Annotated in this window: 13 protein-coding genes; 11 read left to right on the forward strand and 2 right to left on the reverse strand. The window is 72.7% G+C overall.

Features of this window, described 5'->3' with window-relative positions; all coding sequences use genetic code 11:
- The first annotated feature begins 9 nt into the window (after positions 1 to 9).
- The 4 genes from OG553_RS21035 (at position 10) to OG553_RS21050 (ending at position 3,992) form a co-directional block, all read left to right on the forward strand.
- Entirely contained in the window at positions 10 to 1,161 is a 1,152-nt protein-coding gene (locus OG553_RS21035; RefSeq protein WP_405980468.1) for a uroporphyrinogen-III synthase, read from the forward strand.
- 35 nt (positions 1,162 to 1,196) lie between these two features.
- The gene (locus OG553_RS21040; RefSeq protein WP_405980469.1) at positions 1,197 to 1,745 is read left to right on the forward strand and encodes a GNAT family N-acetyltransferase; all 549 of its coding nucleotides are present in this window, start codon (positions 1,197 to 1,199) and stop codon (positions 1,743 to 1,745) included.
- 103 nt (positions 1,746 to 1,848) lie between these two features.
- Complete coding sequence (locus OG553_RS21045) at positions 1,849 to 2,436, forward strand: CGNR zinc finger domain-containing protein (protein WP_405980470.1); 588 nt, start codon at positions 1,849 to 1,851, stop codon at positions 2,434 to 2,436.
- Between the two features lie 1,025 nt (positions 2,437 to 3,461).
- The gene (locus tag OG553_RS21050) at positions 3,462 to 3,992 is read left to right on the forward strand and encodes a GNAT family N-acetyltransferase (protein ID WP_405980471.1); all 531 of its coding nucleotides are present in this window, start codon (positions 3,462 to 3,464) and stop codon (positions 3,990 to 3,992) included.
- 1 nt (position 3,993) lies between these two features.
- On the opposite strand, the gene OG553_RS21055 is transcribed toward OG553_RS21050, so the two are convergent.
- A complete protein-coding gene (locus tag OG553_RS21055; protein ID WP_405980472.1) occupies positions 3,994 to 4,218 on the reverse strand; it encodes a hypothetical protein in 225 nt (74 codons plus the stop codon).
- Between the two features lie 142 nt (positions 4,219 to 4,360).
- Here OG553_RS21055 and OG553_RS21060 point away from each other — a divergent pair, with 142 nt between their 5' ends.
- The 4 genes from OG553_RS21060 to OG553_RS21075 all read left to right on the forward strand — a co-directional run bounded on the left by OG553_RS21060 (position 4,361) and on the right by OG553_RS21075 (position 11,413).
- Positions 4,361 to 5,704, forward strand: a complete 1,344-nt coding sequence (locus tag OG553_RS21060; RefSeq protein WP_405980473.1) for a hypothetical protein — start codon at positions 4,361 to 4,363, stop codon at positions 5,702 to 5,704.
- A gap of 659 nt (positions 5,705 to 6,363) precedes the next feature.
- The gene (locus OG553_RS21065) at positions 6,364 to 8,670 is read left to right on the forward strand and encodes a HelD family protein (protein WP_405980474.1); all 2,307 of its coding nucleotides are present in this window, start codon (positions 6,364 to 6,366) and stop codon (positions 8,668 to 8,670) included.
- Between the two features lie 707 nt (positions 8,671 to 9,377).
- On the forward strand, positions 9,378 to 10,811 hold the full coding sequence (locus OG553_RS21070; protein ID WP_405980475.1) for an NAD-dependent malic enzyme: 1,434 nt from the start codon (positions 9,378 to 9,380) through the stop codon (positions 10,809 to 10,811).
- A 320-nt stretch (positions 10,812 to 11,131) separates the two neighbouring features.
- Positions 11,132 to 11,413, forward strand: coding sequence for an HU family DNA-binding protein (locus tag OG553_RS21075; RefSeq protein WP_007264399.1), 282 nt, complete (start codon positions 11,132 to 11,134; stop codon positions 11,411 to 11,413).
- Between the two features lie 159 nt (positions 11,414 to 11,572).
- Here OG553_RS21075 and murA read toward each other — a convergent pair whose 3' ends face one another.
- Positions 11,573 to 12,910, reverse strand: coding sequence for a UDP-N-acetylglucosamine 1-carboxyvinyltransferase (murA, locus tag OG553_RS21080; protein ID WP_007264398.1), 1,338 nt, complete (start codon positions 12,908 to 12,910; stop codon positions 11,573 to 11,575).
- Positions 12,911 to 13,172: 262 nt separating this feature from the next.
- Here murA and OG553_RS21085 point away from each other — a divergent pair, with 262 nt between their 5' ends.
- From OG553_RS21085 to OG553_RS21095, 3 genes are all read left to right on the forward strand, one after another.
- Positions 13,173 to 13,733 carry a YqgE/AlgH family protein gene (locus OG553_RS21085; RefSeq protein ID WP_405980476.1) on the forward strand — a complete coding sequence of 187 codons (561 nt, stop codon included), beginning with the start codon at positions 13,173 to 13,175 and terminating at the stop codon, positions 13,731 to 13,733.
- Between the two features lie 28 nt (positions 13,734 to 13,761).
- A complete protein-coding gene (locus OG553_RS21090) occupies positions 13,762 to 14,046 on the forward strand; it encodes a DUF3039 domain-containing protein (RefSeq protein ID WP_007264396.1) in 285 nt (94 codons plus the stop codon).
- A gap of 196 nt (positions 14,047 to 14,242) precedes the next feature.
- A complete protein-coding gene (locus OG553_RS21095; protein ID WP_405980477.1) occupies positions 14,243 to 15,895 on the forward strand; it encodes a beta-N-acetylhexosaminidase in 1,653 nt (550 codons plus the stop codon).
- Positions 15,896 to 16,184 lie beyond the last annotated feature (289 nt).

The raw sequence follows: 16,184 nt of genomic DNA on the forward strand, positions 1-16,184 counted from the left end.
GTCACCACGATGGACGACGCTACGCACGGCCCCCTCGCCGGATTCACCGTCGGAGTCACCGCCGCCCGCCGGGCGGACGAACTGATCGCCCTGCTCCGCAGGCGCGGAGCCGCCGTCATCCACGCCCCCGCCCTGCGGATCGTGCCCCTCGCCGACGACAGCGAGCTGATGGCCGCCACCAAGGAACTCCTCGACACCCCGCCCGACGCCGTCGTCGCCACCACCGCCATCGGATTCCGCGGCTGGATCGAAGCCGCCGACGGCTGGGGCATCGGCGAACAGCTCCTGGAGCGCCTGCACACCACCGAACTGCTCGCTCGCGGCCCCAAGGTCAAGGGCGCCGTACGGGCCGCCGGGCTCGTGGAAGCCTGGTCCCCCCAGTCTGAATCGCTCGCCGAGGTACTGGACCGGCTGCTCGCCGGCGGCGTCGCCGGACGCCGCATCGCGCTCCAGCTGCACGGGGAACCCCTCCCCGGGTTCGTGGAAGCCCTCCGCGACGGCGGGGCCGAGGTGGTGCCCGTACCGGTCTACCGGTGGATGCCGCCCGAGGACCTCGCACCCCTCGACCGCCTGCTCGACGCCATCGCCGTCGGATCCGTCGACGCCGTCAGCTTCACCTCCGCCCCGGCCGCCGCCTCCCTGCTGTCCCGGGCCGCCGAACGGGGACTGCGCGAAGCGGTCCTGGAAGCCCTGCGCGGACCCGTCACCTCGGCGTGCGTGGGACCCGTCACCGCGCTGCCGCTCCAGGCCGAAGGGATCGAGACCGTACAGCCGGAGCGGTTCCGGCTCGGGCCGCTGGTACAGGTGCTGTGCCGCGAACTCCCCGGCCGGGCACGGGTACTGCCCGTCGCCGGACACCGCCTGGAGATCCGCGGGCACGCCGTCCTCGTCGACGACGGGCTGCGCCCCGTCCCGCCCGCCGGCATGGCCCTGCTGGCCACGCTCGCCCGGCGGCCCGGCTGGGTGGTGTCCCGGGCGGAACTGCTGAGGGCGCTGCCGGGGGCGGGCACCGACGAACACGCCGTCGAGACCGCCATGGCCCGGCTGCGGGCGGCCCTCGGGGCGCCGCGGCTGATCCAGACGGTGGTCAAGCGGGGGTACCGGCTGTCGCTGGACGCCGGGGAGGGCGAGGGCTGGAGCACGGGCGCGGAGGTCCGCTAGCGGGAGCCCACGGAGGGGTCCGATAGCGTGATCCGATGATCATCAACGGGGTGGAGATGAAGGGCCTGGCGGTCGGGCACGCCGCCGGACTGGCCGACGTACTGACCCGCAACCGGGCCGCCATGAAACCGTACGAGCCCCTGCGGAGCGAAGCCTTCTACACCGAGGCCGGGCAGCTGGCACGCATCGAGGGGATGCTGGAGGAGCGCGACGGGGGACGGCTCGTGCCGTACGTCTTCGTGGAGGCGGCGAGCGGTGCCGTGGTCGGCGCGATGAACCTCGGCAGCATCGCGCACGGGCCCCTGTGCAGCGGCGGCGTCGGCTACTGGATCGACCGGGCCTGGCACGGCAAGGGCCTGGCCACCGCCGGACTCGCCGAGGTCCTCCGGGCCGCCCGCGAGGACCTCGGGCTGCACCGGGTGGAGGCGCAGACGCTCGTCGACAACCGGGCCTCCATACGGGTCCTGGCCAAGAACGGCTTCACCGAGATCGGACTCGCCCCCCGGTACCTCCACATCGACGGAGCCTGGCGCGACCACCGCCTCTTCCAGCGGGTCCTGCACGACGAGGCCCCCTCCGCCTAGGGCCGCCCCGCCCCGCGCGGGGGCTTCCGCTTCACGGCCGTCGGCGGCACTCTGGGGAGGCGGTCCGGCGGTCCGGTCCCACGGCGACGAGGCGGTGACGGGCATGTGGTTCGACTCCGGGCGGGTCTGTCTGGACCTGCTGGCGACGGACGGCCTCGAAGGGGCCGGTTCCGGATGCGGAGAGGGCATCCGCGACACCGACGAGCTGCGGCTGTGGCTCGTCGGCGCCGGCCTGGTCCCCGACCGGACCCCGCTCGGCCGGCTCGGGCCCGACTGGGTGGAAGCCTTCCGCGCGCTGCGCGACGACGTGGGCACCCTCGTACGGGCCGAACTGGCCGGCACCGGCCCGGAGGAGGCCGCACTCGCCCGGGTGAACGCGGCCGCCGCAGGACCACCCCCGGGCGTGTGCGCGGTACGGGACCAGGAGGGCCACCTCGTCCGGGAACTCTGCGGCGGGGTGGAGTGCGCCGGGATGCTGGCCGCGGTCGCCCGGGACGCGGTGGAGCTCCTCACCGACCCCGGCGACCTGGCCCTGATCCGGTCCTGCGAGGGCGACGGCTGCGCCCGCCTCTACCTCGACACCTCCCGCGGCCACCGCCGCCGGTGGTGCTCCAGCGAACTGTGCGGCAACAGGGAACGCGTGGCCCGGCACCGGAGGCGGGTGCGGGAGGTGGCGGGGGTGGAGGGGTAGGGGGGCGCGGTGGGGGCCCGGTATCTGCCCCTCGAGGGGGTGGGGTTGGGCGGTGCCCCCTCGGGCGGTCTCTGAGCGGCCTTGGGGGTTTCCCGTCAGTCCCATCGTCCTTCCGTGTCGGGCCGGCCCGTCAAGGGCGCTCCCTTCGGTCGCGTCGCTTCGCGATGGCCTTCGGCCACCCTTGACAGACCGACCCGCCCCGGAAAGCCGAAGAACTGCCGGGAAACCCCCAAAAGAACGGTCACGGGGGGAGGAGGGGAGGAGCGGGTCAGTCAGTGCCGAGGCGAGGGGCCGGGAGTCGGCCCGGCGGGCATCCGGGTCCTCGGATGTTCTGATTCCGGGCCGGGTGCGCGGCTACCCGCACGAAAGGCCGATCAGAGCGACCTGCGGAGCCCCCAGGCGCGTCGGATCGCTACGCGCTCCTCTCGTTCGGCGTCCGACGACCGTCCTGGGCTGATAACCGCACCAAAGGACGATCAGAGCGGCCCGGGGAGCCGACGGGCGCGCCAGATCGCTACGCGCTTCTCAGATCTCGGCGGCTGGCCGCCGTCCGGGGCTGGTATCCGGTGACAATGGGCAGTCGGCGTCGCCAGGGTGCCTGGACGATCACGACTGCGATCGCCGGGTACAGAGCAGGAGCCCTGTGTCGTGACTGCACACCCCACCCACTTCGCGGTACCTCCGATGCCGCAGTGCACGCCTGTGGCACTGCGGCTTGCCATTCAGGAACACGCGCCTCATTTGCTGGTGGACTTCGACTCCCACTGGCTGCGGGTGATCGGGCCGGCCTTCGAGGCGGCGTTCATGCGGCTGTGGTGGACTGAGTACGCCATCGTTCGAGACCCGGGCTTGGAGGAGCGCCTACACGTTCTCGAAGCTCGTGCTGCGGGATGTGAAGACCCTGCCGAGTCGGTCCGGCTCCTGGCCGAGTACAGCCGGCTGCGTCGGGGCGCGTGGGCCGTGGAACCGGGGCATTGAGGCGCCCGAGCTCACCCACCGGCAGCGCGCGGCCTAGGATTCGGGGCGTGAACGACACGACACGTGGCATACGGATCCGGCCCGGCCGTCTCGCGGACTCGGGGGTCGTGCTCGGGATGCTCGACGGGGCCGTTGCTTGGATGAACTCCCGTGGGAACACCGAGCAGTGGGGGACCACCCCGTACTCGCAGAAGCCCGGCGGGGTGGAGCGGGTCGAGCGGTACCTGACCGAGAACGCGCCGTGGATCGCGGAGCTCGACGGGGTTCCCGTCGGGGCCATGGTGCTGGACTCCGGGCCCAGTCCGCAGATGCCGATCCCGGCGGCCGGGGAGGCCGAGGTGTACGTCCGGCTGCTCGTTTCCGACCGGGCGCGGGTCGGTGCGGGCATCGGGGCGGCTCTGCTGGCGCATGCCGGTGACGAGGCGCGGCGGGCCGGTCTGGGGTTGTTGCGGGTGGACTGCTGGGCGGGTGGCGGGGGCGAGCTGGTCGCCTTCTACGAGCGCAACGGCTTCACCCCGACCGAGGCGTTCCTGTCGGGTGACTGGCCGGGCCAGGTGCTGGCCCGCCGACTGGTCTGAGTCAGCTCGCGGGTTCGACGTTGGTGATCGCGGTGGTGAACTCGCGGCCGGACGCGCCGCGGATGTAGGCCAGTTCCACCCAGTGCTCGTGGAGGTCCGAGTCCGAGACGTTCTCGTGGATGACGGCCATCAGCACCCCCTCGGCGCCGGAGGCGGCGTCGCGCACCTGCCGACGGAGGAGCCGGTGGGGGACGTACTCGTAGCGGTCGGTCGTCGCAGGGCTCATGGGTGGCTCCTCGCTCCAGGGGGACGGTCAACTCCCGCACGGTCACCGGTTGGTGTGACGAGGTAACCGCGCGGGCCCCCCGCGCGAGTACCGTTGGAGCGTCGGAGAAGCATGCAAGCCATGCACCTGTGGGGAGTTGCTCATGGCGCGACGCTCACGCACACCCAACACCGGCCTGCCGACGCTCCTTGAGCAGGCCGGATGGTCAAGAAGCCAGTTCGCCTCGATCGTGAACCGCATCGGCGCGGAGGCCGGTCTCCTGCTCAAGTACGGGCAGCCCGCCGTGTCGCAGTGGGTGGCCGGACACCAGCCGAGGCCGCAGGTCAGGGCGCTGATCATCGAGGCGTTCGAACGGAAGCTGGCACGGCCGGTCACCTACGCCGAGGCGGGGCTCACGCTCCCCGGCGGGGCGGCGGAAGCGGACACTGTGCGGGAACTCGTAGACCTCGGAAGGGCCGACATGGATCCGTCCCGACGCCGTGTGATCGCGGCCGGAGTCTTCTCCGCAGCACTCAGCATCCCGCTGTTCCCGACCCTCGCGCGGGCCGACGGCCCGGACCCGGCAGGGCCCGGGAAGGCGACGACACGGGTCGGGCAGGCGCAGGTGACCGCCGTGGAGGCGATGACGGACCGGATCGCCGACATCCTCGACGAGCTCGGCGCGGGCCACGCCCGGCCGATGGCGGCGGCGTTCCTCGTGAACACCGTCGGCCCGTGGCTGAAGGCCGAGGCGGCGGCCCCGGTGCGGCGCAGCCTGCTCGCCGCCGCCTCGGACCTCGTCTACCTGACCGGGTGGATGGCGATGTACGAACGGCAGCACCGGCTGGGCCAGGACTACTACGTGTCCGCGCTCAAGCTGGCCGGGGAGGCGGAGGAGCACGTCACGTACTGCCGGACCCTGCGCGGCATGTCGCTCCAGGCCTCCAACCTCGGCTACGGCAGGCGGGCCCTGGAACTCGCCGACTCGGCGGCGGAAGCGGCACCCTCCGCCGGCCCGCGCCTGGTGGCGTTCCTGCGCGGGCAGCAGGCCCACGGCGCGGCCATGGTCGGAGACAAGCGGCAGGCCTTCGTCCGCCTGCGGGAGGCCGAGGAGGCCCTCGGCAGGGCCGACGACCGCCGGGAGTCGATCGGCGGCTACGACCGCACGGCCTACCTGTTCCACGTCGCGCACGTCCTGAACGAGACGAAGGACGTCCCCGGATCGGTCCGCACCCTGCGCGAATCGATCCGGCTCCAGCCCGCCAACGAGCGGCAGGGCCGCTTGCACGCGTACGGGGTCCTCGCCCAGCGGCAGCTGTCCATCGGCCACGTCGAGGCCGCCTGCGAATCGTGGGGGCGCTTCCTGGACGAGTACGAGGCCCTGTCCTCGGCCCGGGGAGACGAACACTTCGAGGTGATGAACCTCCGCCTCCGCCCCCACGCCACCGTCCGTGCCGTACGAGACCTCCGCGAGCGCGCCCACTTGGTGGGCACCCTCAAGGCCTGACGACTCCAAGGAGGGCGCAGCCCACCCCGGCACACCCCGCCCCGGCGAAGACTGCGCCCTCCCTTCCTGAACTGCTCTGTTCGTCCTCTCGTGCGGGTATCAGCCACAGGCGGTCGCCGGACGCCGAGACGAGAGGAGCGCGTAGCGATCCGTCGCGCCGACCGGCTCCCTGAGCCACGCCGGTCGTCCTTTGGTGCGGGTATCAGCCCAGGACGGTCGTCGGACGCCGAGACGAGAGGAGCGCGTAGCGATCTGGCGCGTCTCTCGGCTTCCCTGGGGGCTCTGATCAACCTTTGGTGCGGGTAGCCGCGCACCTGGCCCCGAATCGGGACTTTGAGGGCCCGGATGCCGGGCCGGCCGACGCCCGGCCCCTCGCCTCATCGCTGACGTACCCGCCCCTCACCCTCTCCCCCGTGACCGTTCTTTTGGGGGTTTCCCGGCAGTTCTTCGGCTTTCCGGGCCGGCCCGACACGGAAGGACGATGGGACTGACGGGAAACCCCCAAACCAACCCGGATCCCGCCCGAGGGAGCACCGCCCCCCACCCCACCGCCCCGAACCGTGTCCCCCGAACCGCCCGTCTCCCAAGACCGGCGTGCGGAGACGGGCCGGATTCGCGTACGGTTGACGGTCGCCCATGCACGTCAGAAGGGGGCCTTGGTGGCCGCGCAGAATGCCGCTGTCGACAGCACGGCGGATTCCGTCCGCGATCGGGAGATCGCGGTCGAGCAGACGCATCTCGATCAGGTGTACCGACGCCTTGAGGAGAAGATCCACGAGGCCGAGTTCCTCATGAACGACGCCGCCAAGCGCGGCCAGGTCGGGACGCCCGGGGCGCTCGCCGAGCGGGACGCGCAGGTGTTCCGTGCCGGGATCCACCTCAACCGGCTCAACAACGAGTTCGAGGACTTCCTCTTCGGCCGGATCGACCTCGTCCTCGGCAAGGAGAGGGAGCGGGGCCCCGACGGGGCCTACACCTCCATCGATCCCGCCGACGACGCGATCCGCGCCGACCTCACCGCCGACATCGCGGAGACCCTGCACATCGGCCGCATCGGCGTGCTCGACTCCGACTACTCGCCCCTCGTCATCGACTGGCGCGCCCCCGCGGCGGCGCCGTTCTACCGTTCGACCCCGAAGGACCCCGGCCGCGTCATCCGCCGCCGGGTGATCCGTTCCAAGGGCCGCAAGGTGCTCGGTGTCGAGGACGACCTGATGCGTCCGGAGGTCACCGCGTCCCTCGACGGCCGGGAGCTGCCCGCCATCGGCGACGGCGCGCTGATGGCCGCCCTCGGGCGGGCCCGTACGCACACCATGCGGGACATCGTGTCGTCCATCCAGGCCGAGCAGGACCTGGTCATCCGGGCCCCCGCCGCCTCCGTCGCGGAGGTGGCCGGCGGGCCGGGCACCGGCAAGACGGCCGTCGCCCTGCACCGGGCCGCGTACCTCCTCTACCAGGACCGCCGCCGCTACTCGGGCGGCATCCTGATCGTCTCCCCGACCCCTCTCCTCGTCGCCTACACCGAGGGCGTCCTGCCCTCGCTCGGCGAGGAGGGCCAGGTCGCCATCCGGGCGCTCGGCTCGCTCGTCGACGGCGCCGAGGCGAGCACGTACGACGACCCGCCCGTGGCCCGGATCAAGGGCTCCTCCCGCATGCTGAAGGTGCTCCGCAAGGCGGTGCGCGGCGCGCTGGAGCTGGGCGACGCGCCCGAGCGGCTGCGCGTGGTGGCGTTCGGCCGGCGCGTGGAGCTGGAGGCGCCGGAGCTGAACCGGATCCGGCAGAACGTGCTCGGCGGCACCGCTCCCGTGAACCTGCTGCGCCCGCGCGCCCGCAAGCTCCTCCTCGACGCCCTGTACGCGAAGACGGGCGCGTCCGGCCGGCACAGCGATCCGGAGCTGGCGGCGGAGCTGCGCAGCGCGTTCGACGAGGACATCTCCACCGAGGACGACTTCCTCGGCTTCCTGAACGCCTGGTGGCCGGAGCTGACCCCCCGCCGGGTGCTGGCGGCGATGGCGGACGAGCGGCGGCTGGGCCGCTGGTCGCGGCGGGACCTGAACCCGCGCGAGACGCGCCAGCTGGCGCGTTCGCTGCGCCGGGTCGGCGCGGACGGCTCGGGACCGCTGTCGGTGCACGACGTGGCGCTGCTGGACGAACTGAACCAGCTCCTCGGCGCGCCGGCGCGGCCCAGGCGGAAGCGGGAGATGGACCCGTTGGACCAGCTCAGCGGGCTGGAGGAGCTGATGCCGACCCGTGAGGAGACCCAGTGGGAGCGGGCCGAGCGGATCGCGGCCGAGCGGACCGAGTACGCGCACGTGATCGTGGACGAGGCGCAGGACCTGACGCCGATGCAGTGGCGGATGGTGGGCCGGCGCGGCCGGACGGGTACCTGGACGGTGGTCGGGGACCCGGCGCAGTCCTCGTGGACGGACCCGGACGAGGCGGCGGCGGCGCGGGACGAGGCGCTCGGTTCCCGGCCGCGCAGGCGGTTCACGCTGACCGTGAACTACCGCAACCCGGCCGAGGTCGCCGAGGTGGCGGCCCGGGTGCTGGAGCTGGCGATGCCGGGCATGGAGCCGCCGACGGCGGTGCGCTCGACGGGTCTGGAGCCCCGGTTCACGGCGGCCGGTGAGGACCTGGGCGCGACGGTGCGGGAGGAGACCCGGCGGCTGCTGGAGCAGGTGGACGGCACGGTCGGCGTGGTCGTGGCCATGGACCGGCGCGCGGAGGCCGCGGGCTGGCTGGCGGACCTGGGCGAGCGGGCGGTGGCGCTGGGCAGCCTGGAGGCGAAGGGCCTGGAGTACGACGCCACGGTGGTGGTCTCCCCGGCGGAGATCGCGGAGGAGTCCCCGGCGGGCCTGCGGGTGCTGTACGTGGCGCTGACGCGTGCGACGCAGCAGCTGACGGTGGTCTCGGCGGCGGGCGACAAGCCGGGCGCGGACGGCGTCCCGGAGCTCCTGCGCCCCTGATGCCCGCCCCGGCCGCCCCGGCGGGCCCGTCAGCCGCTGACGTGCCCGCCCGCAGCCGCCCCCGCCGCCCCGGCGGGCCCGCGCACAGCCATCCCGCCGGGCCCGCCCACGGCCCCGGCAGGCCGGCCCGCGGCCCCGCCCACGGCGCCCCGCCGCAGCCCCGCCGGAGCCGTGACGGAGCCGTGGCGGAGATCCGCCGGGGCTGCCCGGGACGCGCCGCTGCGCTGACCGTGCGTGACCTCCGCCGGCACCCCGTACGACCTGCCGCGGCCCGTCCCCGGACGGCTCGCGGCCAGGCGCGTGATCCGGGGTGTCCAACTCGCGGGAGGGGGGATCGCTTCCGGCGATCCTTTGTTAGCCTGGGTACGACACCGGCTCGATCCAAGCCCCCGGGCCCAACCTTCGTCGCTTAGAGCGACCACTTGCCGCGAGGCGAGCATGGCGGGTCGGTGTCTTAGTCGTGAACACCAGGTCCGCGCCCTCCACCGAGTGGGGGGCGCGGACCTGTTTTGTATTAACCCACCATTCCAGGCGGCCAACTTCTCTCGTATGGTGGAAGAGTCTTTCCGAAATTTGTAGCTGGTTACCTTGTACCGGCTGGTAGGTGGGACGATCGGACAACAGGTCCTGCCCGCCTGCCCATCGCTGGACGGTGTCGGGCCGGATCCGTGTACAGCGAAACCAGGGACAGAAGAGGAAACACGGCCATGGCAACGGCGCCCAGCGTCTCGTATTCGATGACGGTCCGCCTGGAAGTGCCCGCGAGCGGAACCGCGGTCTCCCAGCTCACCACCGCCGTGGAGTCTTCCGGAGGGTCGGTCACCGGCCTCGACGTCACCGCCTCCGGGCACGAGAAGCTCCGCATCGACGTCACCATCGCCGCCACCTCCACCGCGCACGCCGACGAGATCGTCGAGAAGCTCCGCGGCATCGAGGGCGTCAGCCTCGGCAAGGTCTCCGACCGAACCTTCCTGATGCACCTCGGCGGCAAGATCGAGATGTCGTCCAAGCACCCCATCCGCAACCGTGACGATCTCTCGATGATCTACACCCCGGGCGTGGCCCGCGTGTGCATGGCCATCGCGGAGAACCCCGAGGACGCGCGCCGCCTCACCATCAAGCGCAACTCCGTCGCAGTCGTGACCGACGGCTCCGCCGTCCTGGGTCTCGGCAACATCGGCCCGATGGCCGCGCTGCCCGTCATGGAGGGCAAGGCCGCCCTCTTCAAGCGCTTCGCCGGCATCGACGCCTGGCCGATCTGCCTCGACACCCAGGACGCCGACGAGATCGTCGCCATCGTCAAGGCCATGGCCCCGGGCTTCGCCGGCATCAACCTGGAGGACATCTCCGCGCCGCGCTGCTTCGAGATCGAGGCCCGCCTGCGCGAGGCCCTCGACATCCCCGTCTTCCACGACGACCAGCACGGCACCGCCATCGTCGTCCTCGCCGCCCTCACCAACGCACTTCGCGTCGTGGGCAAGGCAGTTGAGGACGTCAAGGTCGTCATGTCCGGTGCCGGCGCGGCCGGTACGGCCATCCTCAAGCTGCTCCTCGCCGCGGGCGTCAAGAACGCCGTCAGCGCCGACATCCACGGTGTCGTGCACGCCGGCCGCCCCGACCTGGTCGACGCCGCGCCGGACTCCCCGCTGCGCTGGATCGCCGACAACACCAACCCCGAGGGCTACACCGGCACCCTCAAGGAGGCCGTGGTCGGCGCCGACGTCTTCATCGGCGTCTCCGCCCCGAACGTGCTCTCGGGCGAGGACGTCGCGGCCATGGCCGAGGGCGCCATCGTGTTCGCGCTCGCGAACCCGGACCCGGAGGTCGACCCGGCCGTCGCGCGCCAGACCGCCGCCGTCGTGGCCACCGGCCGCTCGGACTTCCCGAACCAGATCAACAACGTGCTGGTCTTCCCCGGCGTCTTCCGCGGCCTGCTCGACGCCCAGTCGCGGACCGTGAACACCGACATGATGCTGGCCGCCGCGACCGCCCTCGCCGACGTGGTCGGCCAGGACGAGCTGAACGCGAACTACATCATCCCGTCCGTCTTCAACGACAAGGTCGCCGGAGCCGTCGCGGGCGCCGTCCGCAAGGCCGCGCAGGCCGCCCAGGCCCCCGCTGTGACGGGGCCCACGGCCTGACACCGGCGCGTCGCGGGATGCGGGCCCGGCAGGGCGCCCATAGGGTTGCGGGGATGCCCGCGTGGCCCGCGGTCCGCATCCACCGGAGCCACCCACCGGAGCCCCGGGTGCGGACGGAGCGTCACCGCGGCGTGACTGTGGCGCTTTTCGTGTGACCCTGGCGGGTGCCGGATTGGCTTTCCCGCCGCTGGTGGGGGCAGGATGCGTAACCGGGCGAGAGGGTCTGACGTTCAGACCCGGGTCCGGGGACTGTCCTAGGGCCCTGGCAGCATCGGCTTCGATCTCACGCCTCTAAGGCAAGTTGAACACGGGAGTACAACATGAACCGCAGTGAGCTGGTGGCCGCTCTGTCCGAGCGCGCCGAGGTGACCCGCAAGGACGCCGACGCCGTTCTGGCCGCGCTCGCCGAGACCGTCGGCGAGATCGTCGCCAAGGGCGACGAGAAGGTCACCATCCCCGGCTTCCTGACCTTCGAGCGCACCCACCGTGCCGCTCGCACCGCGCGCAACCCGCAGACCGGCGACCCCATCCAGATCCCGGCCGGCTACAGCGTGAAGGTCTCCGCGGGCTCCAAGCTCAAGGAAGCCGCCAAGGGCAAGTAGTACCGCCCTTGTGCCGAGGGCCGCAGAGGCCCTCGGGACGGCAGTGGTACGTAGAACGGCCGAGGGCGGCCACCCCGTACGGGGTGGCCGCCCTCAGGCCTTTCCAGGGCCCCGCAGGGGGCCCGGCAGGGGCCCCGTGGGGCCCCCGCGGGGGGATGATCAGACCAGGTCGCCGTTGGGCAGCTCGACCTTGGCGCCGAGCTCCTGGAGCTTCTCCATGAAGTTCTCGTAGCCGCGGTTGATCAGGTCGATGCCGTGGACGCGCGAGGTGCCCTCGGCCGCCAGCGCCGCGATCAGGTACGAGAACCCGCCGCGCAGGTCGGGGATGACCAGGTCGGCGCCCTGCAGCTTGGTGGGGCCGGAGACGACCGCCGAGTGCAGGAAGTTGCGCTGGCCGAAGCGGCAGGCGCTACCGCCCAGGCACTCGCGGTACAGCTGGATGTGAGCACCCATCTGGTTCAGCGCGGAGGTGAAGCCGAGGCGGGACTCGTAGACCGTCTCGTGCACGATCGACAGGCCCGTGGCCTGCGTCAGGGCGACGACCAGCGGCTGCTGCCAGTCGGTCTGGAAGCCGGGGTGCACGTCCGTCTCCAGCGCGATGGCCTTCAGCGGGCCGCCCGGGTGCCAGAAGCGGATGCCCTCGTCGTCGATCTCGAAGGCGCCGCCGACCTTCCGGTACGTGTTCAGGAAGGTCATCATCGAGCGCTGCTGGGCGCCGCGCACGTAGATGTTGCCGCCGGTCGCCAGGGCCGCGGAAGCCCAGGACGCGGCCTCCAGACGGTCCGGGAGCGCCTTGTGGTTGTAGCCGCTCAGACGGTCGACACCGGTGATCCGGATGGTCCGGTCGGTGTCCACGGAGATGATCGCGCCCATCTTCTGCAGCACGCAGATGAGGTCTTCGATCTCCGGTTCGACGGCGGCGTTGCTGAGCTCGGTCACGCCCTCGGCCAGGACGGCCGTCAGCAGGACCTGCTCGGTCGAGCCGACCGAGGGGTAGGGCAGGCGGATCTTGCACCCGCGCAGGCGCTGCGGGGCCTCCAGGTACTGGCCGCCTTCGCGCTTCTCGATGGTCGCGCCGAACTGGCGGAGCACGTCGAAGTGGAAGTCGATCGGCCGGCCGCCGATGTCGCAGCCGCCCAGGCCCGGGATGAAGGCGTGGCCGAGGCGGTGCAGCAGCGGGCCGCAGAAGAGGATCGGGATGCGGGAGGAGCCCGCGTGCGCGTCGATGTCGGCGACGTTCGCGCTCTCGACGTAGGTCGGGTCGAGGATCAGCTCGCCCGGCTCTTCGCCGGGGCGCACGGTGACGCCGTGCAGCTGGAGCAGACCGCGCACGACCCGCACGTCACGGATGTCGGGAACATTGCGCAGCCGGCTCGGCTCGCTGCCGAGCAGGGCGGCCACCATGGCCTTCGGCACGAGGTTCTTCGCACCGCGGACACGGATCTCGCCCTCGAGCGGGGTTCCGCCGTGGACAAGCAGGACATCGTTGCCGGTCATGGATCTCGCGTTCCGGAGTGGATGGGCAGGGGACCAGACGTAAGGGTAAGGGCCACCACCCCCATGTTTGTATGGGTGACGGGGCCGTAGGACTGTCATGAATACGGCACAGCACCCTCGGTGTCCGCCAGGTAGCGGAGTGTTGCGTTCCGGCGTGCGGGGCGGCGCGCGCTCCTCTCTGCCGCCGTGCGCCCTGAGCTGCGCTTGATCCGGTACCGCCGCCCGCTCCCCCCGAGGGGCGATTGTGCGAGATCATGTGCCCATGACCGAGGTGTCCTCCCTCACAGGGCGGCTGCTCGTGGCCACCCCCGCCCTCGCGGACCCGAACTTCGACCGCGCGGTGGTGCTGCTGCTCGACCACGACGAGCAGGGCTCGCTCGGCGTGGTCCTCAACCGGCCCACCCCCGTGGACGTCCGCGACATCCTGCTCCCCTGGGCCCCGCTGGCCGGCGATCCGGGGGTGGTGTTCCAGGGCGGCCCCGTCGCACTGGACTCGGCCCTGGGGGTCGCCGTGATACCCGGCGGGGAAGGCCCGCTCGGCTGGCGCCGGGTGCACGGGGCGATCGGCCTCGTCGACCTGGAGGCCCCGCCCGAACTCCTCGCCACCGCCCTCGGGGCCCTGCGCATCTTCGCCGGGTACTCCGGCTGGGGCCCCGGCCAGCTGGAGGACGAGCTCGGCGACGGCGCCTGGTACGTGGTCGACTCCGAACCCGGCGACGTCTCCTACCCGGACCCCGAACGGCTGTGGCGGGCGGTGCTGCGGCGACAGCGCAGCGAGCTCGCGATGGTCGCCACCTATCTGGACGACCCGTCGCTGAACTGAGCCCGGCGGGGTTCAGTACCCTGGATTTATGAGCACTCTTGAGCCCGAGCGCGGGACTGGTACGGGGACCCTCGTAGAACCGACGCCGCAGGTTTCCCACGGCGACGGCGACCACGAGCGCTTCGCCCACTACGTCCAGAAGGACAAGATCATGGCGAGCGCGCTCGACGGCACCCCCGTCGTCGCGCTCTGCGGCAAGGTCTGGGTCCCGGGCCGCGACCCGAAGAAGTACCCCGTCTGCCCCATGTGCAAGGAGATCTACGAGTCCATGGGCGCCGGCGGCGACAAGGACAAGGGCGGCAAGGACAAGTAGCAAGGTCCTGACTTCCGCCGCCGAAGGCCCCCGATGCGCGTGAGCGCGTCCGGGGGCCTTCGCCGTGCGCGCGGGGCGGGTTAGGGTCGGCGCGACGAGCGTCGCCCCGCGGGACGGGTGCCGGGCGGGACCGCCGCGGACCGGCCGCCGCCGCCTCCGCGCGGGCGACCGGCCGGCTGCCGCGGAGGGCTGACGCATGGACCTGATCCCGCTCCCCGAGAGCGCCGTCCCCGATCCTGAGGGACGCCGCCACACCTTCGGGCCCGAACCCGTGCTCGACGCCGGGCCCGGCACCGGGGGCGTCGCGCGCTGGCTGCGCCGGGAGGTCGGCGCCGCCACCGGATGGGCCCTGCCCGCGCCCGCCCCCGGCGCGCGGGGCGACGTACGGCTGCGGATCGCGCCCCGGGGAGCGGACGGGGGAGCCGGCGGGCTGCGGCCCGAGGCGTACCGGCTCGACATCGGCGCCGGCGGCGTGGAACTGACCGGCGGGGACGCCGCCGGGCTGTTCTGGGGCGCCCAGACGCTGCGTCAGCTGCTCGGCCCCGACGCCTACCGGCGGGCCCCGCTGCGGCCCGGACGGGCCTGGAGCCTGCCGTACGCGGCGATCACCGACGCCCCCCGCTTCGGATGGCGCGGCCTGATGCTCGACACCGCCCGGCACTTCACCCCCAAGGACGGGGTGCTGCGCACCATCGACCTGCTCGCCGCCCACAAGCTGAACGTGCTCCACCTGCACCTGACGGACGACCAGGGCTGGCGGATCGAGATCGAGCGCCACCCCCGGCTCACCGAGGTGGGCGCCTGGCGGGCCCGCAGCCGGTGGGGACACCGGGCCTCCCCGCTGTGGAACGAGACCCCGCACGGCGGCTTCTACACCCACGACGACATCCGCGAGATCGTCGCGTACGCGGCCGAACGGCACGTCCGCCTCGTCCCCGAGATCGACGTGCCCGGCCATTCGCAGGCCGCCATCGCCGCCTACCCGTGGCTGGGCAACACCGACGTGGTGGACACCGCCGCGCTGGGCGTGTGGGACGACTGGGGCATCAGCAAGAACGTCCTCGCCCCGACCGAGCGGGTACTGCGCTTCTACGAGGGGGTCTTCGAGGAGCTGCTGGAGCTCTTCCCGGCCGAGGTCTCGCCGTTCGTCCACGTCGGCGGCGACGAGTGCCCCAAGGAGCAGTGGCGCTCCTCGCCCGCCGCGCAGGCGCGCATCGGCGAACTGGGCGTGGACGGGGAGGACGGGCTGCAGTCCTGGTTCATCCGGCACTTCGACGGCTGGCTCGCAGCCCGCGGCCGCCGGCTCATCGGCTGGGACGAGATCCTGGAGGGCGGACTCGCCGACGGCGCCGCCGTGTCCTCCTGGCGCGGCTACGCGGGCGGCGTCGCCGCCGCCGAGGCCGGGCACGACGTGGTGATGTGCCCCGAGCAGCAGGTGTACCTGGACCACCGTCAGGCGGACGGCCCCGACGAGCCGATGCCCATCGGCTACGTGCGCACCCTGGAGGACGTCTACCGCTTCGAGCCGGTGCCGCCGAAGCTGTCGCCGGAGGCCGCCGCGCACGTGCTGGGCGCCCAGGCCAACGTGTGGACCGAGGTGATGGAGAACCAGGCCCGCGTGGACTACCAGGTGTTCCCCCGGCTCGCCGCCTTCGCCGAGACGGTGTGGTCGCGGCTGCCGGAACCGGAATCCCGTGACTGGGACGGGTTCGAGGCGCGCGCGAGCGGCCATCTGGCACGCCTGGACGCCCTCGGGGTCGACTATCGGCCACCGGCCGGACCGTTGCCGTGGCAGCGGCGTCCCGGGGTCGTGGGACGCCCGATCGAGGGCGCGCCCCCGATCGTGTGACCCGGGGGCACGGGGGCGCTCCGGCGCCGCCTGTCCGGAAGCGGAACTCTTCGGGAACCTTTGGAACTCTCGCTCAAAGGAGGCCGATACGGGGAAAAACGGACGTTCGGGTGGAGGGTGGACGGACCCTGCCGCGGGCGGTGCCAGGCCCGCCCGCACGTCCCGCCCGCAGGTCCGGCCCGGTCGCGCGCGGGCGGCTCCGGTGCGCGGTCCGGCGCCCGGTACGCGGGCGACCCTCGCGCCGGGCGGTCCCGAAGATGTGCCAGAGTTGCCACGTCCCGGCGGTGAG

This window comes from Streptomyces sp. NBC_00158 (genome assembly GCF_045160885.1).
Taxonomy (GTDB): domain Bacteria; phylum Actinomycetota; class Actinomycetes; order Streptomycetales; family Streptomycetaceae; genus Streptomyces.